Genomic DNA, 25,064 nt, shown 5'->3' on the forward strand with positions numbered 1-25,064 from the left:
ATCTCGCGGCTGGAAAATTCAGCGCTCAACCACGGGGCAGGAACACATCGGCCAGCAGTTGATTGCGCGGCAGTCCGGCCAGGAACAGGCGCTTGGAAAAGGCCTCGACGCTGGCAGGGTGCCCGCAGAGTAAGGCCAGAGTTTGCCGGGAAACAAGCCGCAGTTGCGCCAAAGCGTCAGTCGACCCGGCCGCCGTCCATAACTCGACCGTCACGTTCGGATGCGCCGCAGCCAGCTGCGCCAACGGCTCGGCCAGATAATGACCGCCAGCGTCATGGGCCAGGTGAATGACCCGGATGGCGCCTTGATGATCCTGGCGCAAGGCCTCACGTAACACGCCCCACAGCGGGCCTAGTCCGGTGCCCGAGGCCAGCAGCCAGAGCGGCCGGGATTGCCAGTCGGGGTCGTACTGCAACGCCCCGCCCCGCAGTTCGCCCAGGCGCAGGCTGTCACCGGCCTTGAACTGGCGGGCGGCGTCGCTGAACTCGCCGGGCAGGCGGCAATCGATATGAAACTCGAGAAACGGATCTTCCTGGGGCAGGCTGGCCAGAGAGTAAGGCCGCGCAGTGCTGCCCGCCCACAGCACCAGATGCTGCCCCGCCCGGTAGCGCAAGCCGCGCTCGGGTTGCAGCCGCAGGCGTAGCACCGTCGGGTTCATCCAATCGACGCTCAGCACCGTCGCGGGCAGCCCGTCACGCAGCGGGTCAAACGCCTCGACTTGCAAATCACCTGTGACCTGGCACTGACAGGCCAGGCGCCAGCCGTCCTGGCGTTGCGCCGGGCTCAGGGCATCTGGTTGATTGTCCAGAAGGTCACCCTGGCAGCGCACCAGGCAGGCATGGCAACTGCCGGCGCGGCAGCTGTAAGGCACAGCCACACCCGCCTGGTTCAGGGCATCCAGCAGGTTGCTGCCGGCGGCTACCGACCAGTGGCGTTCGCCGACGTGAAGTTCAGGCATAAAACTCTTCAACTGTAGGAGCGAGCTTGCTCGCGAAGGTCGCTAACGATAACGCGGGGAGGCTGGCGAAACCCATCAGATTCACGTTTTTCGCGAGCAAGCTCGCTCCTACAGTGAATCGGGACCGGCACTCATGACCATAGTCGGGTGTATCAGCCACCGTGGCGGGTTATACTGCCGCGCCTTTTTAGCGTCGCGCCAGCACCATACGGCGTGCCTTGGAAAGGTGCCTTCAGCCGACCGATTCACCCTACTGAAGACACCTTTATTGAATGTTCCCTTATAGAGGAGCGCGACTCATGACCGTGATCAAGCAAGACGACCTGATTCAGAGCGTTGCCGACGCCCTGCAATTCATTTCCTACTACCATCCCGTTGACTTCATCCAGGCGATGCACGAAGCCTACCTGCGCGAAGAATCGCCAGCGGCCCGTGACTCCATGGCTCAGATCCTGATCAACTCGCGCATGTGTGCCACCGGCCACCGCCCGATCTGCCAGGACACCGGCATCGTCACCGTATTCGTACGTGTAGGCATGGACGTGCGCTGGGATGGCGCCACCATGAGCCTGGACGACATGATCAACCAAGGCGTGCGCCAGGCCTACAACCTGCCGGAAAACGTCCTGCGGGCTTCGATCCTCGCCGACCCGGCCGGTGCGCGTAAAAATACCAAGGACAACACCCCTGCCGTGATCCACTACTCCATCGTCCCGGGTAACACCGTGGAAGTGGACGTGGCCGCCAAGGGCGGTGGTTCCGAGAACAAGTCGAAAATGGCCATGCTCAACCCGTCCGACTCGATCGTCGACTGGGTACTGAAGACCGTTCCGACCATGGGCGCCGGCTGGTGCCCACCGGGCATGCTCGGCATCGGCATCGGCGGCACCGCCGAGAAGGCCGCCGTAATGGCCAAGGAAGTGTTGATGGAATCCATCGACATCCACGAGCTGAAGAAGCGCGGCCCGTCCAACCGTATCGAAGAGATGCGCCTGGAGCTGTTCGAGAAGGTCAACCAACTGGGCATCGGCGCCCAGGGCCTGGGTGGCCTGACCACCGTGCTCGACGTGAAAATCATGGACTACCCGACCCACGCGGCCTCGCTGCCGGTGTGCATGATCCCCAACTGCGCCGCCACCCGTCATGCGCACTTCGTGCTCGACGGTTCGGGCCCCGCGTCGCTGGAAGCGCCACCGCTGGACGCCTACCCGGAAATCGTCTGGGAAGCCGGCCCGTCGGCCCGTCGCGTCAACCTCGACACCCTGACCCCGGAAGACGTGCAGAGCTGGAAGCCGGGCGAAACCGTACTGCTCAACGGCAAGATGCTCACCGGTCGCGACGCGGCGCACAAGCGCATGGTCGAGATGCTGAACAAGGGCGAAACCCTGCCGGTGGACCTCAAGGGTCGCTTTATCTACTACGTCGGCCCGGTTGATCCGGTGCGCGAAGAAGTCGTTGGGCCTGCCGGTCCGACCACCGCCACGCGGATGGACAAGTTCACCCGCCAGATCCTCGAGCAAACCGGCCTGTTGGGCATGATCGGCAAATCCGAGCGCGGCCCGACCGCTATCGAAGCGATCAAGGACCACAAGGCGGTTTACCTGATGGCAGTGGGTGGCGCGGCTTACCTGGTGGCCCAGGCCATCAAGAAATCCCGCGTCGTGGCGTTCGCCGAACTGGGCATGGAAGCGATCTACGAGTTCGACGTGAAAGACATGCCGGTCACCGTTGCAGTGGACAGCAAGGGCGAGTCGGTACACATCACCGGTCCTGCCATCTGGCAGAAAAGGATCAGTGAAAGCCTGGCGGTAGAAGTGCAGTAAGCATTTCCCCTGCGGGATAAATGACCTTGTGGCGAGGGGGCTTGCCCCCCGTTGGGCTGCGCAGCGGCCCCGAAAAAAAGAGGGAGCGCTGCGCACTCCAACGGGGGACAAGCCCCCTCGCCACAGGACAAGCCCTCCCCTCGCAACAAGCCATGCGCTGCGTGCTATGGTGCTCGCCCCTAATTGCACTGTTCATCTTCGTATGATCGCGATTCCCCGCCCGTTGCGTTTGACCTTCTACTCCCTGCTGATCATCGCCGGCGCGATGCTGGCTGCCGCACTGGCCACCCGCCACGCCGAACGCCTGGCCCTGGTGGATGACGCTGCCCGCGCCAATCAGCAACTCGCGCTGTACGCCAACTCCCTGCACACCCTGATCGAACGTTACCGCGCCCTGCCCGCCGTACTGGCACTGGACTCGGAAATGATCAGCGCCTTGAAGGGCCCGCTGGACACTGCCACCCAGGATTTGCTCAACCGCAAACTGGAGCGCATCAACGGCGCCGCCCAGTCTTCCACACTGGAACTGATGGACCGCAACGGCCTGGCCGTGGCCGCCAGCAACTGGAATTTGCCCAGCAGTTATGTGGGGCATAACTATGCGTTTCGCCCGTACTTCAGCCAAACCCTGAGCCAAGGCACCGGACGCTTTTATGCGGTGGGGGTGACTACCGGGATTCCGGGGTATTTCCTCTCCAATGCGGTGGTTGGCGAAAACGAACAGTTCCTCGGTGCCATGGTGGTCAAGCTGGAGTTCCCGGAACTGGAACGCGAGTGGGCTCAGGGCAACGACCTGCTGCTGGTCAGCGATGCCCGGGGCATTGTGTTTATCGCCAATCAACCGGGCTGGCGCTACCGCGCACTGCGTGCGTTGTCGGACAGCGACCATGCCGAACTCAAGGCCACTCGCCAATACGACAAGAAACAGCTGCTGCCGCTGGACGCCGAAGTCCTGCAGCGATTTGATGAAAACAGCCACCTGATGCGCGTCGACGGCCCCGACGGCAAGGCCAACTACATCTGGGAATCCCTGCCGCTGAAAGCCGAAGGCTGGACCTTGCACCTGTTGCGCAAGCCACAGGTTGCCTTTGAGGACCAACGCAATGCCGGCCTCGCCGCCGCCGGTTCGTGGCTGGCGCTGGTGTTCCTGGTGCTGTTCCTGACCCAACGCTGGCGCCTGGCCCGCCTGCGCCAGCGCAGCCGCGAAGAACTCGAACAATTGGTGGAAGAACGCACCCGCGCCCTGCGTACCGCCCAGGATGGTTTGGTGCAGTCCGCCAAACTGGCGGCGCTGGGGCAAATGTCAGCGGCCCTGGCCCACGAAATCAACCAGCCACTGACCGCCCAGCGCATGCAGCTGGCGACCCTGCGGCTGCTGCTGGATCACGGCCGGGTGGATGACGCCTACCAGGCCCTGACGCCTCTGGACGATATGCTCACGCGCATGGCCGCGCTCACCGGCCACCTCAAGACCTTCGCCCGCAAGAGCCCCAGCGGCCTGCGCGAACGCCTCGACCTGGCCACGGTGGTGGACCAGTCCCTGCATTTGCTCGACGCGCGCCTGCGTGACGAAGCCATCGGTACCGTCCTGGATTTGACCCGCCCGGCCTGGGTACGTGGCGACGCGATCCGCCTGGAACAGGTGCTGATCAACCTGCTGCGCAACGCCCTCGACGCCATGGCCGACAAACCCCGCAAACGCCTCGAAATCCGCCTGCACGCCGATCAACAGCTGTGGTGCCTGACCGTCAGCGATAGCGGTGGCGGGATTGCCGAAGAAAATCTCAACAGCGTGTTCGACCCGTTCTTCACCACCAAGCCGGTGGGCGACGGGCTCGGTTTGGGGCTCGCAGTGTCGTACGCTATCGTCCACGAACTCGGCGGCCGCCTGAACGCCGGTAATCACGGTGACGGGGCGATCTTTACCCTGACCTTGCCCATCGCCCTGGAGACACCTGACCTATGTTGAACGCGGTGATTGTGGTCGATGACGAAGCCAGCATTCGCACGGCCGTCGAGCAATGGCTGAGCCTGTCGGGCTTTGACGTGCAGTTGTTCAGCCGCGCCGAGGAATGCCTGGCGCAATTGCCCAGGGACTTTCCCGGGGTGATCCTGAGCGACGTGCGCATGCCCGGCCTCAGCGGCCTGGAGTTGCTGGCCGAAGTGCAGCGGCGCGACGCCGACCTGCCGGTGATTCTGCTCACCGGCCACGGCGATGTGCCGATGGCCGTCGAAGCCATGCGCGACGGCGCCTACGACTTCCTCGAAAAACCCTTCAGCCCCGAAGCCCTGCTCAGCAGCCTGCGCCGGGCGCTGGACAAGCGCGGGCTGGTCTTGGAAAACCGCCGCTTGCATCAACAGGCCGATCACCGGGCCCAGCTGGAATCGAGCCTGCTGGGGGTGTCGCGAGGTTTGCAGAACCTGCGCCGGCAAGTGCTGGACCTGGCGGGCCTGCCGGTCAATGTGTTGATTCGCGGCGAAACCGGCAGCGGCAAGGAACTGGTCGCCCGTTGCCTGCATGATTTCGGCCCCCGGGCGAAGAAACCATTTGTGGCGCTGAACTGCGCGGCGATTCCCGAGCAGCTGTTTGAAGCCGAGTTGTTCGGCCATGAAAGTGGCGCGTTTACCGGTGCCCAAGGCAAGCGCATCGGCAAGCTGGAGTATGCCGACGGTGGCACGCTGTTTCTCGATGAGATTGAAAGCATGCCCCTGGCCCAGCAGGTGAAATTGCTGCGGGTGTTGCAGGAGCAAAAACTCGAACGGCTCGGCTCCAATCAAAGCATCAAGGTGGACTTGCGGATCATCGCCGCCACCAAGCCCGACCTGTTGGACGAAGCCCGCGCCGGGCGTTTTCGTGAGGATTTGGCCTACCGCCTGACCGTCGCGCAACTGCGCCTGCCACCGCTGCGGGAACGCCGGGAAGACATTCCGCTGCTGTTCGAACACTTTGCGCAAAGCGCCGCCGAACGCCTGGGCCGCAGCTTCACTCCATTGAGCGGGCCGGCGCTGGGCCGCCTGCTCAGCCATGACTGGCCGGGCAACGTACGAGAGTTGGCCAACGTCGCTGAACGCCAGGTGCTGGGGCTGGGTGAACCGGAGCCGGAAGGCATCGAAGCCGGGCAATCTTTGGCGGCGCAGCAGGAAGCGTTTGAAGCCCATTGCCTGAAAGCCGCGTTGACCCGGCACAAGGGCGATATCAAGGCGGTGCTGGCCGAGCTGCAGCTGCCTCGGCGCACCTTCAATGAAAAAATGCAGCGCCATGGCTTGGCGCGGGACACGTTCCTCTAATCCGATCGTTCCCACGCTCTGCATGGGAATGCAGCTCTGGACGCTCCGCGTCCGCCCTTAAAATCGTGACGCGGAGCGTCACAGGATGCGCTCCCACGCAGAGCGTGGGAGCGATCTTCGTCGGCGGATTTCCGCTCATCACCCATCAATCATCAGCGACTTTCCGCTCAAAAAAATCCTGTAACCCTTCTAGACCGGGCCCTAACCTCTTTGGCACAGCTTCTGCTATAGCCCAGCCAGGCTGCGCTTGCGCGCGCTCCACAAAAACAATTAGATGAAGGATCCTTAAATGGATAACTCCAACTCCCTGCCTCTGGGGTCGGCGGCTGCGCCGGCAAAAGTTCGCACCACTTCCAGCCGCATCAAGTCGATCTTCAGCGGATCGGTCGGCAACATGGTCGAGTGGTACGACTGGTACGTCTACGCTGCATTCTCCCTGTACTTCGCCAAGGCCTTTTTCCCGAAAGGCGACACCACCGCCCAACTGTTGAACACCGCCGCGATCTTCGCCGTGGGTTTCCTGATGCGTCCGATCGGTGGCTGGCTGATGGGCCTGTACGCCGATAAAGTCGGGCGTAAAAAGGCCTTGATGGCCTCGGTGTACCTGATGTGCTTCGGCTCGTTGCTGATTGCCCTGAGCCCGGGTTATGAAGCCATTGGTATCGGTGCGCCGATCCTGCTGGTCTTTGCCCGTTTGCTGCAGGGCCTGTCGGTCGGGGGTGAATACGGTACCTCCGCCACTTACCTCAGCGAGATGGCGACCAAGGAACGTCGGGGTTTCTACTCCAGCTTCCAGTACGTGACCCTGATCTCCGGCCAGCTCATCGCCCTCGGCGTGCTGATCGTGCTGCAACAGACACTGACTACCGAGCAGTTGTACGACTGGGGCTGGCGTATCCCGTTCGCCATCGGCGCCCTGTGTGCGGTAGTGGCGCTGTACCTGCGTCGTGGCATGGAAGAAACCGAGTCGTTCACCAAGAAAGAAAAAGCCAAGGAAAGCGCGATGCGCACCTTGATGCGTCACCCCAAGGAACTGATGACTGTGGTCGGCCTGACCATGGGCGGCACCCTGGCGTTCTACACCTACACCACCTACATGCAGAAATACCTGGTGAACACCGTCGGTATGAGCATCTCCGACTCCACCACCATTTCGGCGGCCACGCTGTTCCTGTTCATGTGCCTGCAACCTATCGTGGGCGGGCTGTCGGACAAGGTCGGCCGCCGGCCGATCCTGATCGCCTTCGGCATCCTCGGCACGCTGTTCACCGTGCCGATCCTCACCACCCTGCACACCATCCAAAGCTGGTGGGGCGCGTTCTTCCTGATCATGGCGGCGCTGATCATCGTCAGTGGCTACACCTCGATCAACGCGGTGGTGAAGGCCGAACTGTTCCCGACTGAAATCCGCGCCCTGGGCGTTGGCTTGCCGTATGCACTGACCGTGTCGATCTTCGGTGGTACCGCCGAATACATCGCGCTGTGGTTCAAGAGCATCGGCATGGAAACCGGTTACTACTGGTACGTGACGGCCTGTATTGCGGTGTCGCTGGTGGTGTACGTGACCATGAAGGACACCCGCAAGCATTCGCGGATTACCACGGACTAAGGGTTCGGCAGGTGTAAAAAAGGGGCCATGTCATTGACTGACATAGCCCCTTTTCATTTGCCTCAAGACAGCTCGGCAGCCTCCTGGCGCCCATACCGGCGCTGGGCATACGCCGCTCCGGCAATCATCACCACCAGCACTGCCGCCAACACCGCCGACGAGCCGATGGTGCCAAAGTCCAGCCCGCCCTTTTCATGGGGCTTAGTCAGGAAGTCCCCCAGAGTTGCGCCGAACGGCCGGGTCAGCACGAACGCTACCCAGAACAGCAGCACTGATGAAATCCGCGTGAAGTATTTAAGCAATACCACCACCGCGATACTCGCGCCGATCAGTAAGGCGCCACCGGCAAACCCCAAACCGGAATCGTCTGCCAGGAAATCCCCCAGCGCCGTGCCCAGGGTGTTGGAGAACAGAATCGCCATCCAGTAGAACAGCTCACCGCGAAAGGTCTGGACCTTGTTCACGTTCAGCGAATCGCCGCTGATACGCCACAGGGCAAAGATCGCCACCAGGATCGACACCAGAATCATCGACCCCGTGGCATAACCCAACCCGAGCGTGCGGTCCATAAAGTCGGACATGGTGGTGCCGGCGGTGCTGGTGGACAGGATCACGATCCAGTACAGCACCGGGTTGTAGGTTTTCGACCAGAGTTGCGTCACCAGGGTGACCAGGAACACGCTGATCAGGATCATCGAACTGATGGCGTAACCGACATTCAGGGTCATCGACAGCAAGTCCCCGGCAGTTTCGCCCAGGGTCGTGGCGCAGATTTTCATGACCCAGAACGCCAGGGTGATCTGAGGAAGTTTGTTCATTGTGCAGAAGGCTCCAAAGGCTCAGTCATTCAATCGGTCGACTTATCGGGGGTGTCGACCTGGCGCGCAGACTGCACCGGGAGCTGTGAAAAATAGGTGGGGGATGCATGAAAATTCCATCCCATGATAGAAATACGCGGCGCTGGGTTGCACTATGGTGCCCTCCCCAGAACCACCAGCAGGAACCCCGGCCATGTCCGACGATATCCATTTCTACGAACCCGCCAACGGCCACGGCCTGCCCCATGACCCGTTCAATGCGATCGTCGGCCCGCGCCCGATTGGCTGGATTTCGTCCCAGGACCGCGAGGGCCGCCTGAACCTGGCGCCCTACAGTTTCTTCAACGCCTTCAACTACATTCCGCCGATCATTGGATTCTCCAGCGTCGGGCGTAAAGACAGCCTGAACAACATCGAACAGACTGGCGAATTCGTGTGGAACCTGGCCACCCGCCCGCTGGCCGAGCAGATGAACCAGAGTTGCGCACCGGTCTCGCCCGAGGTCAACGAGTTTGAATTGTCCGGCCTGACGCCGGTGGCTTCAAAGGTGATCGCCGTGCCTCGCGTCGGTGAGAGCCCGGTGTCGTTCGAGTGCAAGGTGACGCAGATCATTCAGCTGCAGCGCGCCGACCAGGAACTGGTGCCAAGCTGGCTGGTACTTGGCGAAGTGGTCGCGGTGCATATTGCCAAGTGGCTGTTGAAAGACGGGGTGTACGACACGGCTGCCGCCGAACCGATCCTGCGTGGAGGCGGCCCGGCGGATTATTTTCAGTTGGGGCCGGAAGCGCTGTTCAAAATGTACCGCCCAGGCGCCGCGCAACGCTGATTGGAATGCGATAAAAATGTGGGAGCGGGCTTGCTCGCGAAGGGGGCGTGTCAGTCAATGCATATGCCAACTGATCCACCGCATTCGCGAGCAAGCCCGCTCCCACATTTGGATCAGCGGTGTTTTTAGTTGGCGGAAGTTGCCCAAGAGAGCTGACCGTCTTCATCTACATTGACCAAGCGCTCCAGTTGCAGAGCAGCGGCATCATCAGCGTCATCAGCGGTCTTGAATTTCTGTCCATCGAGGATCTTGTGAAAGCGCGGTGCGCCCATGCCATCCAGTGCCTTGACGGCGATGGCGGCGCTGTAGCCACCCTCACCTTCACGCACCAAGGCGGAAACGGCTTCGTGGTGGGCAAACTCTTTACGTGCCATGTTGCAGGTCCTGGCCAATGGGAAAGGCGGCCATTCTAAAGCACTAACCCGCCAGTTGCAGGTACTCGCCGTAGGCGTTGGCTGCCGAGGCGTCGGTGAAGGTCTGGAAGTCCATGCTGCGAACCACCATGTCGTTCAACAACTCGGTGAAGACCATCAGCGCCGGCGAGCTGAAGTAGGCACTCATCGCCTGCTCGCTGCTCCAGAAGCCCGACACCAACCACACATCCGGGTCGGCCAGGGAGTGCTGCAACGAGAATTGCAGGCAACCCTGAGCCTGGCGGCCCGGTTCGATCAAACTGCTCAAGCGTGCACCCAGTTCGGTGCTGTACCCGGTACGGGCACGGATAAAGGCCATATGGCTCGCGGGAATGGGGGTGGACATGTTCGACTCTCCCGTTGAGAAGTGATGCTCGGCAAGCACTGTGAGGGCGTGTTGCCACAGGATCAAAGATACGGGCGCGGGTGTGGATGCGGTTAGTCGATTCCTGCCAGCTTATTGCACAATCCTGCGAGAAGCGTGGATATAGCAATCGGCCTGCGGGTTTTATTCCCGGCATGACTGCCGTATTTCAGGAGCATGACAGCCATCTGCTTGCCTGATTCACGATTTATCGCAGGATCAGGCAAGGATTGTGCAGAATCGAAGTACCGCTTTTTGCAAAGCCGCCTTTAAGCTGTGCCCATCGTCAAAAGCACCAGAGGATGTCCGATGCCGTCGCCCGATCTTCGCTCCACGCCCCTCGACGCCGACATGGAAAAGCAGCGCGCAGAACTCGCCGGCATCGTACGTCGGCACACTTGGGAGGACGGTTCCTACGGCACGGCGATCACGTCGCTGTACCTCAACCGCCATAACACCCCACGGGAATTCACGCCTGTGCTGGTGGAACCCGCGCTGTGCATCCTGGCCCAGGGCAGCAAGGAAGTGCGCCTGGCGGATGAAGTCTTCGCCTACGACCCGCTCAATTACCTGGTGTTTTCGGTAGCGATGCCGGTGGCCGGGCGCATCCTTGATGCCACGCCGGAAGACCCCAACCTGTCGATTCGAGTGAATATCGATCCGGCACACATCACCGCACTGATTGCCGAAGCCGGGCCGATGGGCGTGCCCCCGCGCCCGACCTCCCGAGGGATGTATGTCGACCGCCTGGACAACCAGCTACTCGACGCCGTGCTGCGCCTGACCCGATTGCTGGACACGCCGAAAGACATCGCGATGCTGGCGCCGTTGATCAATCGCGAAATTCTTTATCGTTTGTTGCGTGGCCCGCAGGGATATCGGCTGTATGAAATCGCCGTCGCCAACAGTCAGAGCCATCGGGTGAGCCAGGCGATCACCTGGTTGAACGGCAACTACGAACAGCCCCTGCGTATTGATGACCTGGCCAAGGAAGTAAACCTCAGCGTTTCGACCTTGCACCACCGCTTCAAGGCGATGACCGCCATGAGCCCGTTGCAGTATCAGAAGCAGTTGCGCTTGCAGGAAGCCCGACGGTTGATGATCGCCGAGGGCCTGGAAGCCTCGGCGGCGGGTTATCGGGTGGGCTATGAGAGCGCCTCGCAGTTCAGCCGCGAATACAGCCGGCTGTTTGGTGCGCCGCCATTGCGGGATCTGGCCCGGTTGCGCCAGAGCGTCTAACCGCAGTTATAACGCCGGATACTACTAATGTGGCGAGGGAGCTTGCTCCCGTTGGGGCGCGAAGCGGCCCCAAAAGATGGGACTGCTGCGCAGTCCAACGGGAGCAAGCTCCCTCGCCACAAGTACTCAATCAGCTGCGGTATGGGTGGCGTTTAATCCAGGCCGCGGGGCAGCTGCAAGGTCACCCGCAAACCGCCCTCGCGCAGATTCTGCAAACTCACTTCACCGCCATGGCTGTGGGCGATATTGCGAGCGATGCCCAGGCCCAGGCCGTAACCCTGTTGCTGCCCGGCCAGGCGGAAGTGCGGTTCAAAGACCTGCTCCAGGCGCTGCTCCGGCACGCCCGGGCCTTCGTCGTCGACGTGGAGGATGAACTCTGCGCCATCGTCTTCAATATGCAAATGGGCGTTCTGCCCGTACTTCAACGCGTTGTCGATCAGGTTGCCGATGCAGCGCTTGAGCGCCAGCGGCTTGCCCGGGTAAGTCGTGAATGCCCGGCCAGTTTGGGTCACGCGGCCATTGCCGTTGGGTGCCAGGTACGGTTCCACCAGGCAGTCGAGTACGTGGTTGAGGTCCACCGGTTCGATGTTTTCGTGGATGTCGGTGTCTTTCACACACTGCAGCGCGCCTTTGACCAGCAATTCCAGTTCATCCAGGTCGCGGCCGAATTTGACTTGCAGGTTTTCGTCTTCCAGCAATTCCACCCGCAACCGCAGGCGTGTGATAGGTGTGCGCAAGTCGTGGGAAATTGCGCTGAACAGTTGGCTGCGTTCGGTCAGGTAACGGCTGATGCGTTCGCGCATCGCATTAAACGCGCGGCCCACTTCCACCACTTCGCTGCCGCCGCCTTCGGCCACTGGCTCCACGTCGGCGCCCAGGGACATGTCCCGCGCCGCCCTTGCCAGGCGCTTGAGCGGACGGCTTTGCCAGTGCACCAACAGGCCGATGAACAGCAGCAGGAAGCCGCTGGTGAGCACGATAAACCACACCTGCTGGTACGGCAGGCCTTGCTCTTCGAGGCTGGTGTAGGGTTCGGGCAGCAAGGAGGCGATGTACAGCCATTCGCCCTGGGCCAATTGGATCTGGGTCACCAACACCGGCGGATTCACCGGTTCCAGTGTCAACGCGTAATGCGCCCAGGAGCGCGGCAGTTCATCGAGTTTCAAACCGGCGTTGAAGATACGAAGGTCTTCGGCACTGACGAATTCCACCGACACATGCACGTCGCTGCCCAGGGTCTGGCGCAATACTTCTTCGACGGCACCGAGTACCGCTTGCTTACGTGGGGTTTGCGGCAACACGGCCATGTCCAGCGGCTTGTCGTTGAGGGTCACCACAAACCGCGTGCCGCCCATGCTGCGCAATTGGTCGAGCACCAGGGGCCGAAAGGCCACCGGCAAGGAACGGAAATAACTGACGCTGGCGGTCATCGAATGCGCCAGGCTGCGGGCAGCGGTCACCAGGCCTTCGAGCTGGGTAGCGCGCAGTTGCGACACCCAGATCACGCTGGATAATGCCTGGGCAAACAGCACCGCCAACAGGGTCAGCAGTAACATCCGCCCCAGCAGCGAACGCGGTACCGGGATTCGCCGGCGTAGTTCACGCAGGCGTTCAGTGGGCATTGCCGGCAACCACGCTGGCTGCCAATTGATAGCCACTGCCGCGTACGGTGCGGATCAGCCGGGGTGGTTTTTCGGTATCGCGCAGGCGTTGGCGCAAGCGGCTGACGGCCATGTCGACAATCCGGTCGAGGGGCATCAGGTCGCGGCCACGGGTGGCGTTGCCAATGGTGTCGCGGTCGAGGATTTGCTGGGGATGATCGAGGAACAGCTTCAGCAGGGCGAAGTCGGCGCCGGAGAGAATCACTTCCTCACCGTCAACGTGGAACAGCCGGTGGCTGACCATGTCCAGGCGCCACTCGCCAAACACCAGCACCTCGCCGCCGCTGCGCTCCTGGCCAAACTGGCAACGCCGCAACAGCGCCTTGATTCGCGCCTGCAACTCGCGGGGACTGAAGGGCTTGCCGATGTAATCGTCGGCGCCCAATTCCAGGCCGATCACGCGGTCGGCTTCGTCGGAACTGGCGGTGAGCATGATGATCGGCACCTGCGCCTGGCGCGGGTGCTGGCGGATCCAGCGGCAGAGGCTGAAGCCATCTTCGTCCGGCAGCATCACATCAAGGATCACCAGGTCGCACGGCGCTTCGTTCATCGCCTGGCGGAACCCCGCGCCATCCGGCACGCCACGCACCTGGAAACCGGCGCGGCTGAGGTAGGTTTGCAGCAACTCGCGGATTTCCTGGTCGTCGTCGACCAGGAGAATGGATTTACTGATTACGCTCACGGGGCCCCTCCTTGTTGTTATGGCCAAGCTTAAGTCATTTGTTGCCCTTGAGGCCGCCTTCGCGAGCAAGCCCGCTCCCACATTCGACCTCATTCATCCAGTTGGAATGGGATTGAATGTGGGAGCGGGCTTGCTCGCGAAGAGGCCATCACTGCCTACGCAAATGCCTGCTCAAGCGCCACACCAGCACCTGTCAACCCTGAATACGGTGCCGTCACCAGCCACACCGGAATGCCTTTGAAGTAGTCGCTCATGCAGCCTTTGTCGCAAAAACTCTTGGCAAAACCACTCTTGATAAAGAAATCGGCAAAGCGCGGGATCACGCCGCCAACGATATAAACCCCTCCACGGCCGCCGGTGGTCAGCACGTTGTTACCGGCGACGCGACCCAGCCAGATACTGAACTGGTCCAGCACTTCCAAAGCAATCGGGTCGCCAGCCAGGCCAGCGGCAGTGATGGCCTCGGGGGTTTCCAGCACGGCTTCATGGCCGTCCACCGCGCAGATCGCCCGGTACAACCTCGGCAGGCCGCCACCGCTCAAGGCGGTTTCAGCGCTGACATGGCCGATCTCGTTGTGGATGTGCTGCCACAGCTGGGCTTCCCGCGGGCTGCTCACCGGCAGGTCGACATGGCCGCCCTCCCCCGGCAATGCGGCCCAACGGCCGTTGCCGAGGTCGAGCAAAGTACCGACACCCAGGCCGGTGCCCGGGCCAATCACCACCGCAGGCCGCAACGGTTCCGGCGTGCCTTCGCAAACCACGCGGAATTCGTCCGGTTTCAGGCGGGTCATGCCCAGGGCCATGGCCGAGAAATCATTCACCAGCAGCAGTTCGTCCACCTGCAAGGTCTTGCAGAACGCAGTCTTGCTCAGGCGCCAGTGATTGTTGGTGAATTTAAATTCATCTCCGCTCACCGGCCCGGCGACCGACAGGCACACCGCACCGATCGAGCCGACGGCCAGGCCTTCTTCCTTCAGATAGACCTGGATCGCCTCTTCGGGGCTGGCATGATCCGCCGTCGCGTGGACGCGGATCGAATGCAGTTCCTGATCACGCCACAATGCAAAACGGGCGTTGGTACCCCCAATATCACCGACCAGCGCAAGCTTCACTTAAGTGTCTCCAGGGCAGAGGTAAAGGCGCTGGCGCCCTGCTCTGCGGAGCTTGCGGCCAAACGCATAAACGCAAACAGCTCGCGACCGGCCCCCACGTTATTGCCCAGAAGGCCCGTGGCAGGCACGCGCGCTGCAAATTCTTCGGCGTCCACCTTAAGCTCCAAGGTGCCTTTGACGCCATCCACGCGAATAATATCGCCATCGCGCACACGTGCCAGTGGCCCGCCGCTCTGGGCTTCGGGGTTGACATGAATCGCGGCGGGAATCTTACCCGACGCGCCGGACATGCGCCCGTCTGTTACCAACGCCACTTTGAAACCACGGTCCTGCAGTACGCCGAGGAACGGCGTCATCTTGTGCAATTCCGGCATGCCGTTGGAGCGCGGGCCCTGGAAGCGCATTACCGCGACGAAGTCTTTTTCCAGCTGGCCAGCCTTGAAGGCATCGGCCAGGTCTTGTTGGTCCTGGAACACCACGGCCGGGGCTTCGACGATTTGATGCTCAAGGGCCACGGCGGAGACTTTCATCACCCCACGACCGAGGTTGCCTTCCATTACGCGCAAGCCGCCTTCCGGGGAAAACGCACGGGCCACAGGGCGCAGGATCGTTTCGTCGAGGCTTTCGATCGGTCCTTCGCGCCACACCAGTTCGCCGTCCACCAGGAACGGTTCCTGGGTGTAGCGGCTCAGGCCATGACCGGCCACCGTATTGACATCGTTGTGGAGCAAGCCGGCTTCCAGCAGTTCGCGGATCAGGAACGACATACCGCCCGCCGCCTGGAAGTGGTTGATGTCGGCCTTGCCGTTTGGATAGACGTGGGACAGGGTCGGCACGACTTCGGAGAGGTCAGCCATGTCCTGCCAGGTGAGGATGATACCGGCCGACATGGCAATGGCCGGCATGTGCAGGGTGTGGTTGGTGGAACCGCCGGTGGCGTTGAGTGCGACGATGGAGTTGACGATGGATTTCTCGTCGACGATCTCGCCGATCGGCGTGAAGTTACCGTTGGCCTTGGTCAGGCGCGTGACCTGATGCGCAGCTTCGCGGGTCAGGGCATCACGCAGCGGCGTGTACGGGTTGACGAACGAGGCGCCCGGCAGGTGCAGGCCCATCACTTCCATCAGCAACTGGTTGGTGTTGGCGGTGCCATAGAAGGTGCAGGTGCCAGGGCTGTGGTAGGACTTCATCTCCGATTCCAGCAGCTCTTCGCGGGTGGCCTTGCCTTCGGCGTAGCGCTGGCGCACGTCGGCTTTCTGTTTGTTGGAGATCCCCGACGGCATCGGCCCGCCCGGCACGAAGATCATCGGCAGGTGGCCGTAGCGCAGGGCGCCCATCATCAGGCCCGGGACGATCTTGTCGCAGATGCCGAGCATCAGCGCGGCGTCGAACATGTTGTGGGACAGCGCTACCGCCGTGGACATCGCGATCACTTCGCGGCTCAGCAAGCTGAGCTCCATGCCCGGCTCGCCCTGGGTCACGCCGTCGCACATGGCGGGGGTGCCGCCGGCGAACTGGCCCACGGAGCCGACTTCACGCAGGGCTGTCTTGATTTGCTCGGGGAAATGTTCGTACGGCTGGTGGGCCGAAAGCATGTCGTTATATGACGAAACAATTGCCACGTTAGCGGCGTTCATCATGCGCAGGCTGTTTTTGTCTTCGGTGCCGCACCCGGCCACGCCATGGGCAAAGTTGGCGCATTGCAGCTTGCCGCGCATCGGGCCGTCGCTGGCAGCGCCGCGAATGAGCGCAAGGTATGCCTCACGGGTTGCACGGCTGCGGGCGATAAGCCGTTCGGTGACCTCAAGTACGCGGGGATGCATGTATAGAACTCCAGGCTAACGGATGTGGCGACCTGAGTGTCTATGCTGGTCAAACGCCCGCCGCGAAGAGGTTGGCAGGGTGTTGCTTGACCAATCGGACCAGTTGATTCAGGTCACTCGTTGTAGATTGAACAAAATATTGCCACTAAAAAGGCTTGTTTTCTATTTTTATGCGAATAATCTTGTAATTCTTACAACAAATCGACGACAGGCACCTTCCAATGACTCTACGTATCGCTATCAATGGTTTTGGCCGTATTGGCCGAAATGTCCTGCGCGCACTTTATACCCAAGGCTACCGCCAGGATTTGCAGATCGTCGCCATCAACGATCTCGGCGACAGCTCGATCAATGCCCACCTGCTTAAATACGACACCGTACACGGTACTTTCGATGCAGAGGTCGCCCACGATCAGGAAAGCCTGACCGTCAATGGTGACCGGATTGCCGTGAGTGCCATTCGCAACCCGGCCGACCTGCCGTGGGCTGCCCACAAGGTGGACGTGGTGTTCGAATGCACCGGCCTGTTCACCGACCGTGACAAGGCTGCCGCCCATATTACCGCCGGGGCGCGCAAGGTAATCATCTCGGCTCCGGCCAAGGGCGCCGACGCCACCGTGGTGTATGGCGTGAACCATGACATTTTGCGTCAATCCCACCAGATCATCTCCAACGCCTCCTGCACCACCAACTGCCTGGCACCGGTGGCCCAGGTGCTGCACCGCGAGCTGGGCATCGAAAGCGGCTTGATGACCACCATCCACGCCTACACCAACGACCAGAACCTGACCGACGTCTACCACACCGACCCTTACCGCGCGCGTTCGGCCACCCAGAACATGATCCCGAGCAAGACCGGCGCCGCCGAAGCCGTGGGCCTGGTGCTGCCGGAACTGGCAGGCAAGCTGACCGGCATGGCCGTGCGTGTACCGGTGATCAACGTGTCGCTGGTAGACCTCACCGTGCAGCTGAAAAAAGAAGCCAGCGCCGAGCAGGTCAACGCACTGCTTAAAGAAGCCAGCCAGCACTCGAAAATCCTCGGCTACAACACCCTGCCGCTGGTTTCCAGTGACTTCAACCATAACCCGCTGTCGTCGATCTTCGACGCCAATCACACCAAGGTCAGCGGCAAACTGCTGAAAGTGCTGGCCTGGTATGACAACGAGTGGGGTTTCTCGAACCGCATGCTGGATAACTGCCTGGCGCTGTGCAACGCCGAGTAATGCTCGGCCTGTAGGAGGGAGCTTGCTCGCGAAAAACGCAAAGACACCGCGTTTATTCAGGACGCCAGCGCTATCGTTGACGCCCTTCGCGAGCAAGCTCGCTCCTACAGTATTGCCAAGTGCCACTTGCCATTTGCGTTGATGATAAGCATTATCATTTGCTGCAAACCGGTCTGGTATCACTGTGAGCCAATCTCGCTTCAATCAAGTCTTCCTCACCCAGCGGGTGATTCTGCTGCGCACCTTGCAGCGGATGGTGAATAACCACAGCACCGCCGAGGACCTGCTGCAGGAAACCTACCTGCGCGTTACCCGGGCCTTGAGCGAACGGCCGATCGATCACCTCGAACCCTTCGTCTACCAGACGGCGCGCAACCTGGCGCTGGATCACCTGCGCGCCCGCAGGATTCAGGCGCGCACCCTGCAGGAAGATGTCCCACTGGACGTCCTGCAAAGCGTCGCCTCCCCCGTCAGCACGCCCGAAGACGCGACACAGGCCGAGCAATTGCTCGAGCACCTGAGTGTCAGCCTCGGCCAGTTGAGCGCCCGCCAGCAGCAGATCTTTATCCTCAGCCGCCTGCACGGTTGCACCTATCAAGAGATCGCCGACAAGCTCGACGTGTCCCTGAGCACCGTGCAAAAGGAACTGAAATTGATCATGGCCATCTGCATAGGTGTGGCCGAAAGACTGGATCGCCCTTAAGCTTTGTCGGAACAGTCTGTAGGACTATTGATTAAAACGTGGCGAAGACCCGAGGAACACCGTGACGGATCCGAATAAACTGCACCCCCATGAGCTGGCTCATGAGGTGTTGCAAGACACGGCTATGGACCAAGCCCTCGACTGGCTGATCGCCTTGCAGTGCCCGCAGCCCGGGCAGCAAGACGCGTTTGAAGCCTGGCTCGCCCGCGACCCTTTGAACGCCGAAGCCTTCATCAAGGCCCAGGCCGCCTGGGCCGGCGCGCCGGTGCACAGCGCTGCCGTCGCCCTGAATGCGCCGCGCAAACCCAGCGCCTGGCGCCGTATCAAACCTCACTGGAAACCCCTGGCCACCGCCGCCGTGTTGCTGCTGGGCCTGTTCAGCTTCAGCAACCTGCCGATGCGCCTGCAGGCCGACCACCTGACCGTGGTGGGCGAACGCCAGCGCCTGCAACTGGACGATGGCTCGAAAGTACTGCTTAACACCAATTCCGCCTTCTCCAGCAGCATCAAGGATCACCATCGCATCGCCCGCCTGTACCAGGGCGAGGCGTTTTTCGAAGTACTGCCCAGCCGTGGCCTGCCCCTGGAGATCGACGCCGGCCCGGTGCGCGCCAGCGTGCGCGATACGTCCTTCGCGGTGCGCTACTTGAACGGTGAAGCCCAGGTTCAGGTACAGCGCGGCGACGTCGACCTGAGCAACACCTTTGACGATGCCCGGGTACGCCTGAGCGCCGGTGAAAGTATCCGCATCGGGCCCAAGGGCTTCAGCCAACCCGCCAAGCTGGACACCACCAAGGACCTGGCCTGGGTCGACGGTCGGTTGATCTTCGAAAACTGCCCGATGGGCGAAGTGCTGGCCGAATTGCGGCGCTACTACCCGGGCTGGATCGTCAACAACAACGACAAGCTCGCCAGCGTGGCGGTCACCGGCAATTACCGTCTCGACCAGCCTCTCGACGTCGTGCGCTCACTGGCGCACATCACTTCAGCCAAACTCTCGGAATACCCGGCGCTGGTGATCCTGAACTAAATGAGAATTATTTTTACTCGATAGCCATCGGCGGTTCGTCTCGTTATAGCCAATGCAACTGATTCCTATTTGATTCAGTGTCGCAACTATAAGATTCGTACCTTCCGGAGCGCTCTCGATGTCCTCTCGTTTCAACCGCCGGCCCTCTTCGCCCGTTCGCCGTCACGGCTTGTCCCTGCTGACGGCTGCCATCCTGTTGGCCGGGGCGCCCGTCGTCGCCGCCACCGCTGCCGAGCCTGCCACCCGCAGCCAGGGCAATTACAGCTTCAGCATCGAGCAACAATCCCTGGTCTCGGCGCTGAACGCCTTCACCGCGGTGACCGGCTGGCAAGTCGGCCTGCCCGCCGAGCTGGGCCAGGGTGTGTCGTCCCCTGGCGTGCGCGGCGCGTTGCCAGCAGATAAAGCCCTGGACCGGCTGTTGGTGGGGACCAACCTCGGCTATCGCAAACTGAGTAACAACAACATCGTGCTGGAAAAACGCGCCGCTGGCAGCGCTATCACCCTGCAACAAATGACCATCAGCGCCACCCGCCAGGAACAGGCCGTGGACAGCGTGCCCAGCACCGTGACCGTGCATGACCGCGAAGAACTGGACCGCCAGAACGTCAACACCATCCGCGAACTGGTGCGTTATGAGCCAGGTGTGTCGGTAGGTGGTGCCGGTACCCGCTCCGGGAACGCCGGCTACAACATTCGTGGCATCGATGGCGACCGCATCCTGACCCAGGTGGACGGCGTCGAAGTCCCCGACAACTTCTTCAACGGCCCCTACGCCAAGACTCGCCGCAACTACGTCGACCCGGAAATCGTCAAGCGCGTGGAAATCCTGCGCGGCCCGGCCTCGGCGTTGTACGGCAGCAGCGCCATCGGCGGCGCCGTGAGCTATTTCACCCTCGACCCCGACGACATCATCAAGCCCGGCCAGGACTTCGGCGCGCGCCTGAAGACCGGCTACAGCTCCGCCGACGAAAGCTGGCTGACCTCCGGCACCGTCGCCGGTCGCGTACAGGACTTTGATGGCTTGCTGCACCTGAGCCAGCGCAACGGCCACGAAATGGAATCCTACGACGGTAATAACGCCACCGGCCTGGCCCGCACCGGCGCCAACCCGGAAGATGCGCGCACCACTAACATCCTGGCCAAGCTCGGCTGGAATTATGGTGAAGAGAATCGCCTGGGCCTGACCTACGAGAAGTTCAAGGATGATCGCGACACCAACCTGAAAAATGCGGTGGGTGGCCCGTTCGTCGGTGGCCAGGGCTTTAACTTCTACCGCGGCCGTACGGGCAACGACACCATCACCCGCGAGCGTTTCGGCATAGAAAACACGTTCGCCCTCGACTCGCCGATTGCCGATCACATCAAGACCAGCCTCAACTACCAGATCGCCAAGACCGACCAGACCACCGCAGAGATCTACCAGCCATCGCGCAAGGTGTTGCGCACCCGTGACACCCTGTACGAAGAGAAACAGTGGGTATTCGACGCGCAGCTGGACAAGGCTTTCAGCATCGGCGAAACCGACCACGTAGTGACCTACGGCACCACCCTCAAACAGCAGAAAGTCACGGGTTCCCGTGAAGGCTCCGCGACCTGCCTGGCTGTCGGCAGCGGTTGTACGGCCATCGGCGCACCGAGCCCGTCGGCCGCCGACAGCGTGAAAAAGGCCAGCGACTTCCCGGATCCGACCATCAACTCCTACGCGCTGTTTGCCCAGGACCAGATTGCCTGGGACAAGTGGACCTTCCTGCCCAGCGTGCGTTACGACTACATCCAGCTCAAACCCAAGCTGACTCAGGAATTCCTCAACACCGTTGACCCGACACGCATCTACGACCACAGCAATTCGGAAAAGAACTGGCACCGTGTAACGCCAAAATTCGGCGTGACTTACGCGCTGACCGAGCAATACACCTGGTTCGGCCAATACGCCGAAGGCTATCGCACGCCGTCGGCCAAGGCTTTGTATGGCCGCTTTGAAAACCTGCAACAGGGCTACACCGTCGAACCCAACCCGGACCTCAAGCCGGAAAGCAGCCGGGGTGTCGAAACCGGAATTCGCGGCAACTTCGACTCGGGCTCGTTTGACGTGGCGGTGTACTACAACAAGTACCGTGATTTCATCAACGAAGATGCCTCGGTCGCCGGTGGCACGGTCCAGCAGTTCGAAGCCAACAACATCAAGCACGCCACCATCAAGGGTGTGGAAGCCAAGGGCCGCTTGAACCTCGATGCGTTTGGCGCGCCGCAGGGCCTGTACACCAAAGGCTCGATTGCCTACACCTACGGGCGCAACGACGACAACGGCGAACCGCTGAACAGCGTCAACCCGCTCAAAGGCGTATTTGGCCTGGGTTACGACCAGCAGAACTACGGTGCCCTGGTCAGCTGGACTCTGGTCAAGAAACAGAATCGCGTCGACAGCACCACCTTCTTCGCCCCCGACGGCAACAGCGCCAACGGCCCGTTCAAGACCCCGGGCTTCGGCATCGTGGACCTGACCGGCTTCTACAAGGTCACCAACGACGTGACCATCAACGGTGGCCTGTACAACCTGACCGACAAGAAATACTGGGACTGGGACGACGTTCGCAGCTACGACAGCGTCGGCGAAGCCGGTGTGACCGGGCCGGCCAACCTGGACCGCCTGACCCAGCCGGGCCGCAACTTTGCGATCAACCTGATCTGGGACATCTGATCAATGGAGCCTCGCCCCGCCGGAATTTCTTCTTCCGCGGGGTGAGGATTTTTTACTGTGACGCGTCTTCTGGTTCGTCTAGTTCATAACAGCCTGGCAACCAGACGCATCCTCTTCTCAAGGACATCTTCATGACCGCTTCTCCTACTGCTGAACGCCCAAGCCTGCGCTCTCAACGCCTGAACCAGATCACCAACGAACCGCACACCAAGCTCGACGCGCTGGTAAAGGCCCATGCACCGTTTGAAACCCAGGCCAACTTCGCCCGCTTCGTGGTCGCGCAGTACCTGTTCCAGTCGGAGCTGGTGGCGCTGTACAACGATGCAGAACTGATCAAGATCGTCCCCGACCTGGCCGAACGCTGCCGTGCCGAAGCGGCCAAGCTGGACCTGGGCGACCTGGACACCGAAGTACCGGCACCGGTCGCCGGCGCGGTAAAAAACCCGAGCAAGGCCGAAGCCCTGGGCTGGCTGTTCGTGTCCGAAGGCTCCAAGCTGGGCGCCGCGTTCCTGATCAAGCGCGCCGTGGGCCTGGGCTTGAGCGAAACCTTCGGCGCCCGTCACCTGGGCGAGCCGGCGGGTGGTCGCGCTGAAGGCTGGAAGCGCTTCACCCGCACCCTCGACGCACTGGAATTCACCGCTGAAGAAGAAGCCGAAGTGGAGAAAGCCGCGGTTGATGCGTTCGTACGCTTCACCGTGTTGCTGGAACAGGCGTACGCTAGCGCCCCTGAACTGGCCTGATTCCCTGATTGGAATGCAATCAAATGTGGGAGCGGGCTTGCTCGCGAATGCGGTGGATCAGTCGGTACATGTATTGACTGACACACCGCATTCGCGAGCAAGTCGAATCGTCGCACCGCCGCTCCCACATTTTGACCCGGTTTCAATTTGAATCCTTCGTAAATCCATCCATGCAAACCGCACCCATGACCGGCAAAACCCAATCCTCATCCAAAATCGCCCGTGTCCTGTTCGGCCTGCTGGCCTACGTCAGCCTGGGCATCGGTTTGATTGCGATTGTGGTACCGGGCTTGCCCACCACCGAATTCATCCTGCTGGCCGCCTGGGCCGCCACCAAAAGCTCCCCGCGCCTGAGTGCATGGCTGGAAAACCACCGCCTGTTCGGGCCGATCCTGTTCAATTGGCGCAACGGCAAGATCATCGCCCGCCGGGCCAAAGTCAGCGCTACCGTGAGCATGTTGCTGTGCGCCGGCTTGATGTTGGTGATGCTCGACCATGGCTGGCCGATCTACCTGGCCATCGCCGGAATGAGCATGGGCAACCTGTGGATCTGGTCTCGGCCGGAACGCCTCCCGCACCCTGCCTGACCCCCGCCTACCGCTCATCGGCTTACGCTCATGAACTGCCGGCTCAAGCCGATGTTCCGGGCATAGCGCCGAATGGACTCGCCTGAGCTTGCATACTAATAAGTCCATTCGCGGGTAAAACTATGTTCGACACCCTCTCCATACGTTTGAAAATCGTGCTGCTGTCCGGGCTCTGCCTGCTGGGGGTGATCGCGTTGGTGGTCAGCATGAACCTGTACCAGACCAATCAGAACGACGAACTGATCAGCAATTCAAGCTCGCGAATGCTCACCGACAGCGTGCAGAACCTGCTGCAGGCCAAGGCTGCCGAACAAGCCTCGCAACTGCAAAAAACCTTCGGTGAAAGCCTGTTGGTGGTCACGGCCCTCGCCGACCAGATCAAGGACCTGCGCACCCTGGCCGGCAAGCGCTCGCTGGACGCCGCAGCGTTGCGTGAAGAGCTCAACCACAGCCTGAAAACCGCCTTCGACCGCAACAGCAAGGTGCTCGGTATCTGGCTGTCGTTCGAGCCCAATGCCCTCGACGGCAAGGACAGCGAATTCGTCAACGACGCCGCCCGTGTGTCCAACGAAAAAGGCCGTTTTTCCAGCTACTGGAGCCGCGCCGGCGGTGAAGGCCTGAACACGGTGATGGTCGAGGACGACCTGACCAAGACCACCCTCAACCTCAGCGGTACGCCTTACAACATCTGGTACACCTGCCCGCGGGACACCAAAAACACCTGCCTGCTGGACCCGTATGAAGACACCGTGGCCGGCAAACCGGTGTTGATGACCACCATTTCCCTACCCCTGCTGGTCGACGGCAAGGTGATCGGCGTAGTGGGGATCGACCTCGCCCTCAACGCCCTTCAAGCGGCCACCGATGCGGCACAAAAAGAGCTGTTCAATGGTGCAGGGATTCTCGAAATACTGTCCGGTAACGGCCTGATTGCCGGTTACAGCGGCGAGCCGGCCAAGGTCGGCAAAAACCTGGTGGACACCCTCGGCGCCGAAGGCAAAGAGATCGTGCAATTGCTGGCCAGCGATACCCGCAAGATCCGCGAGGAAGATGGCACGATCCGCGCCGTGTACCCGGTGAAGCCGATTGCCGACGCCAAATCCTGGGGGGTGGTGATCAAGCTGCCTAAACAAGTGCTTCTGGCAGACTCATTGAAACTCCAGGCCGTGCTCGACAAGGCCCAGGCCAGTGGCACCGTCAAGGCGCTGCTGGTGGGCGCAGCCGCCGGCCTGCTGGGCTTGTTGCTGATCTGGCTGACGGCCACCGGCGTGACCCGGCCGATCAACAGCGTGGCCGCCATGCTCAAGGAAATCGCCAGCGGCGACGGTGACCTCACCCAACGCCTGGCCTACGCTAAAAAGGATGAACTGGGGGAACTGGTGAACTGGTTCAACCGCTTCCTCGACAAGCTGCAGCCGACCATCGCGCAGATTAAGCAAAGCATCACCGAAGCCCGTGGCACCGCCG

Annotated in this window: 20 protein-coding genes and 1 pseudogene; 13 read left to right on the top strand and 8 right to left on the bottom strand. The window is 61.4% G+C overall.

Going from position 1 to position 25,064, the window contains the following annotated elements:
* Window positions 1-25 precede the first annotated feature (25 nt).
* Window positions 26-958, bottom strand: coding sequence for an iron-sulfur-binding ferredoxin reductase (locus HBJ59_RS19110; RefSeq protein ID WP_167664433.1), 933 nt, complete (start codon window positions 956-958; stop codon window positions 26-28).
* A 299-nt stretch (window positions 959-1,257) separates the two neighbouring features.
* Between HBJ59_RS19110 and HBJ59_RS19115 the strand changes: the two genes are divergently transcribed.
* From HBJ59_RS19115 to HBJ59_RS19135, 4 genes are all read left to right on the top strand, one after another.
* Entirely contained in the window at window positions 1,258-2,781 is a 1,524-nt protein-coding gene (locus HBJ59_RS19115; protein ID WP_167664434.1) for a fumarate hydratase, read from the top strand.
* A 202-nt stretch (window positions 2,782-2,983) separates the two neighbouring features.
* Window positions 2,984-4,750, top strand: a complete 1,767-nt coding sequence (locus HBJ59_RS19120) for an ATP-binding protein (protein ID WP_076017452.1) — start codon at window positions 2,984-2,986, stop codon at window positions 4,748-4,750.
* On the top strand, window positions 4,744-6,069 hold the full coding sequence (locus HBJ59_RS19125) for a sigma-54 dependent transcriptional regulator (RefSeq protein WP_167664435.1): 1,326 nt from the start codon (window positions 4,744-4,746) through the stop codon (window positions 6,067-6,069). The genes HBJ59_RS19120 and HBJ59_RS19125 overlap by 7 nt, the downstream gene beginning before the upstream one ends.
* A gap of 289 nt (window positions 6,070-6,358) precedes the next feature.
* Complete coding sequence (locus HBJ59_RS19135; protein WP_076017454.1) at window positions 6,359-7,678, top strand: MFS transporter; 1,320 nt, start codon at window positions 6,359-6,361, stop codon at window positions 7,676-7,678.
* 62 nt (window positions 7,679-7,740) lie between these two features.
* Here HBJ59_RS19135 and HBJ59_RS19140 read toward each other — a convergent pair whose 3' ends face one another.
* Window positions 7,741-8,496: a hypothetical protein gene (locus tag HBJ59_RS19140; RefSeq protein ID WP_167664436.1), complete on the bottom strand. Its 756-nt coding sequence runs from the start codon at window positions 8,494-8,496 to the stop codon at window positions 7,741-7,743.
* 193 nt (window positions 8,497-8,689) lie between these two features.
* On the opposite strand from HBJ59_RS19140, the gene HBJ59_RS19145 reads away from it, so the two are divergent.
* The gene (locus HBJ59_RS19145) at window positions 8,690-9,322 is read left to right on the top strand and encodes a flavin reductase family protein (RefSeq protein ID WP_167664437.1); all 633 of its coding nucleotides are present in this window, start codon (window positions 8,690-8,692) and stop codon (window positions 9,320-9,322) included.
* Between the two features lie 125 nt (window positions 9,323-9,447).
* Here HBJ59_RS19145 and HBJ59_RS19150 read toward each other — a convergent pair whose 3' ends face one another.
* Window positions 9,448-9,696 (bottom strand): hypothetical protein, encoded by a 249-nt coding sequence (locus HBJ59_RS19150; protein WP_167664438.1) that lies wholly within the window; start codon window positions 9,694-9,696, stop codon window positions 9,448-9,450.
* A gap of 43 nt (window positions 9,697-9,739) precedes the next feature.
* A complete protein-coding gene (locus tag HBJ59_RS19155; protein WP_003214130.1) occupies window positions 9,740-10,081 on the bottom strand; it encodes an antibiotic biosynthesis monooxygenase family protein in 342 nt (113 codons plus the stop codon).
* A 327-nt stretch (window positions 10,082-10,408) separates the two neighbouring features.
* Here HBJ59_RS19155 and HBJ59_RS19160 point away from each other — a divergent pair, with 327 nt between their 5' ends.
* A complete protein-coding gene (locus HBJ59_RS19160) occupies window positions 10,409-11,338 on the top strand; it encodes an AraC family transcriptional regulator (RefSeq protein WP_076017457.1) in 930 nt (309 codons plus the stop codon).
* A gap of 152 nt (window positions 11,339-11,490) precedes the next feature.
* On the opposite strand, the gene HBJ59_RS19165 is transcribed toward HBJ59_RS19160, so the two are convergent.
* The 4 genes from HBJ59_RS19165 to edd all read right to left on the bottom strand — a co-directional run bounded on the left by HBJ59_RS19165 (window position 11,491) and on the right by edd (window position 16,616).
* Window positions 11,491-12,960 (bottom strand): ATP-binding protein, encoded by a 1,470-nt coding sequence (locus HBJ59_RS19165; protein ID WP_167664439.1) that lies wholly within the window; start codon window positions 12,958-12,960, stop codon window positions 11,491-11,493.
* Window positions 12,950-13,681 carry a response regulator gene (locus HBJ59_RS19170; protein WP_003214124.1) on the bottom strand — a complete coding sequence of 244 codons (732 nt, stop codon included), beginning with the start codon at window positions 13,679-13,681 and terminating at the stop codon, window positions 12,950-12,952. The genes HBJ59_RS19165 and HBJ59_RS19170 overlap by 11 nt, the downstream gene beginning before the upstream one ends.
* Window positions 13,682-13,836: 155 nt before the next feature.
* Window positions 13,837-14,793, bottom strand: coding sequence for a glucokinase (locus tag HBJ59_RS19175; protein ID WP_167664440.1), 957 nt, complete (start codon window positions 14,791-14,793; stop codon window positions 13,837-13,839).
* On the bottom strand, window positions 14,790-16,616 hold the full coding sequence (edd, locus tag HBJ59_RS19180) for a phosphogluconate dehydratase (protein WP_167664441.1): 1,827 nt from the start codon (window positions 16,614-16,616) through the stop codon (window positions 14,790-14,792). The genes HBJ59_RS19175 and edd overlap by 4 nt, the downstream gene beginning before the upstream one ends.
* A 221-nt stretch (window positions 16,617-16,837) precedes the next feature.
* Here edd and gap point away from each other — a divergent pair, with 221 nt between their 5' ends.
* The 7 genes and pseudogenes from gap to HBJ59_RS32075 form a co-directional block, all read left to right on the top strand.
* Window positions 16,838-17,839: a type I glyceraldehyde-3-phosphate dehydrogenase gene (gap, locus tag HBJ59_RS19185; RefSeq protein ID WP_003214117.1), complete on the top strand. Its 1,002-nt coding sequence runs from the start codon at window positions 16,838-16,840 to the stop codon at window positions 17,837-17,839.
* Between the two features lie 184 nt (window positions 17,840-18,023).
* Window positions 18,024-18,542, top strand: a complete 519-nt coding sequence (locus HBJ59_RS19190; RefSeq protein ID WP_167664442.1) for a sigma-70 family RNA polymerase sigma factor — start codon at window positions 18,024-18,026, stop codon at window positions 18,540-18,542.
* A 61-nt stretch (window positions 18,543-18,603) separates the two neighbouring features.
* Window positions 18,604-19,572 carry a FecR domain-containing protein gene (locus tag HBJ59_RS19195; RefSeq protein WP_167664443.1) on the top strand — a complete coding sequence of 323 codons (969 nt, stop codon included), beginning with the start codon at window positions 18,604-18,606 and terminating at the stop codon, window positions 19,570-19,572.
* 118 nt (window positions 19,573-19,690) lie between these two features.
* Complete coding sequence (locus HBJ59_RS19200; protein WP_076017462.1) at window positions 19,691-22,270, top strand: TonB-dependent receptor; 2,580 nt, start codon at window positions 19,691-19,693, stop codon at window positions 22,268-22,270.
* A gap of 131 nt (window positions 22,271-22,401) precedes the next feature.
* Window positions 22,402-23,010, top strand: coding sequence for a biliverdin-producing heme oxygenase (locus tag HBJ59_RS19205; RefSeq protein WP_167664444.1), 609 nt, complete (start codon window positions 22,402-22,404; stop codon window positions 23,008-23,010).
* Window positions 23,011-23,195: 185 nt separating this feature from the next.
* Window positions 23,196-23,597, top strand: coding sequence for a YbaN family protein (locus HBJ59_RS19210; RefSeq protein WP_076017464.1), 402 nt, complete (start codon window positions 23,196-23,198; stop codon window positions 23,595-23,597).
* A gap of 263 nt (window positions 23,598-23,860) precedes the next feature.
* Window positions 23,861-25,000, top strand: a pseudogene (locus HBJ59_RS32075) (HAMP domain-containing protein); the annotation flags it as partial.
* Window positions 25,001-25,064: the final 64 nt, after the last annotated feature.

The sequence above is a fragment of the Pseudomonas sp. AN3A02 genome (assembly GCF_011765255.1).
Classification (GTDB): domain Bacteria; phylum Pseudomonadota; class Gammaproteobacteria; order Pseudomonadales; family Pseudomonadaceae; genus Aquipseudomonas.

Excerpts from the sequence above, each read along its gene's own strand:
- HBJ59_RS19140 (WP_167664436.1), bottom strand. The coding sequence starts at position 8,496 with ATGAACAAACTTCCTCAGATCACCCTGGCGTTCTGGGTCATGAAAATC.
- gap (WP_003214117.1), top strand. The coding sequence starts at position 16,838 with ATGACTCTACGTATCGCTATCAATGGTTTTGGCCGTATTGGCCGAAAT.
- HBJ59_RS19135 (WP_076017454.1), top strand. The coding sequence starts at position 6,359 with ATGGATAACTCCAACTCCCTGCCTCTGGGGTCGGCGGCTGCGCCGGCA.
- HBJ59_RS19205 (WP_167664444.1), top strand. The coding sequence starts at position 22,402 with ATGACCGCTTCTCCTACTGCTGAACGCCCAAGCCTGCGCTCTCAACGC.
- edd (WP_167664441.1), bottom strand. The coding sequence starts at position 16,616 with ATGCATCCCCGCGTACTTGAGGTCACCGAACGGCTTATCGCCCGCAGC.
- HBJ59_RS19160 (WP_076017457.1), top strand. The coding sequence starts at position 10,409 with ATGCCGTCGCCCGATCTTCGCTCCACGCCCCTCGACGCCGACATGGAA.
- HBJ59_RS19110 (WP_167664433.1), bottom strand. The coding sequence starts at position 958 with ATGCCTGAACTTCACGTCGGCGAACGCCACTGGTCGGTAGCCGCCGGC.
- HBJ59_RS19210 (WP_076017464.1), top strand. The coding sequence starts at position 23,196 with ATGACCGGCAAAACCCAATCCTCATCCAAAATCGCCCGTGTCCTGTTC.
- HBJ59_RS19125 (WP_167664435.1), top strand. The coding sequence starts at position 4,744 with ATGTTGAACGCGGTGATTGTGGTCGATGACGAAGCCAGCATTCGCACG.
- HBJ59_RS19120 (WP_076017452.1), top strand. The coding sequence starts at position 2,984 with ATGATCGCGATTCCCCGCCCGTTGCGTTTGACCTTCTACTCCCTGCTG.
- HBJ59_RS19145 (WP_167664437.1), top strand. The coding sequence starts at position 8,690 with ATGTCCGACGATATCCATTTCTACGAACCCGCCAACGGCCACGGCCTG.
- HBJ59_RS19165 (WP_167664439.1), bottom strand. The coding sequence starts at position 12,960 with ATGCCCACTGAACGCCTGCGTGAACTACGCCGGCGAATCCCGGTACCG.
- HBJ59_RS19150 (WP_167664438.1), bottom strand. The coding sequence starts at position 9,696 with ATGGCACGTAAAGAGTTTGCCCACCACGAAGCCGTTTCCGCCTTGGTG.
- HBJ59_RS19115 (WP_167664434.1), top strand. The coding sequence starts at position 1,258 with ATGACCGTGATCAAGCAAGACGACCTGATTCAGAGCGTTGCCGACGCC.
- HBJ59_RS19155 (WP_003214130.1), bottom strand. The coding sequence starts at position 10,081 with ATGTCCACCCCCATTCCCGCGAGCCATATGGCCTTTATCCGTGCCCGT.
- HBJ59_RS19200 (WP_076017462.1), top strand. The coding sequence starts at position 19,691 with ATGTCCTCTCGTTTCAACCGCCGGCCCTCTTCGCCCGTTCGCCGTCAC.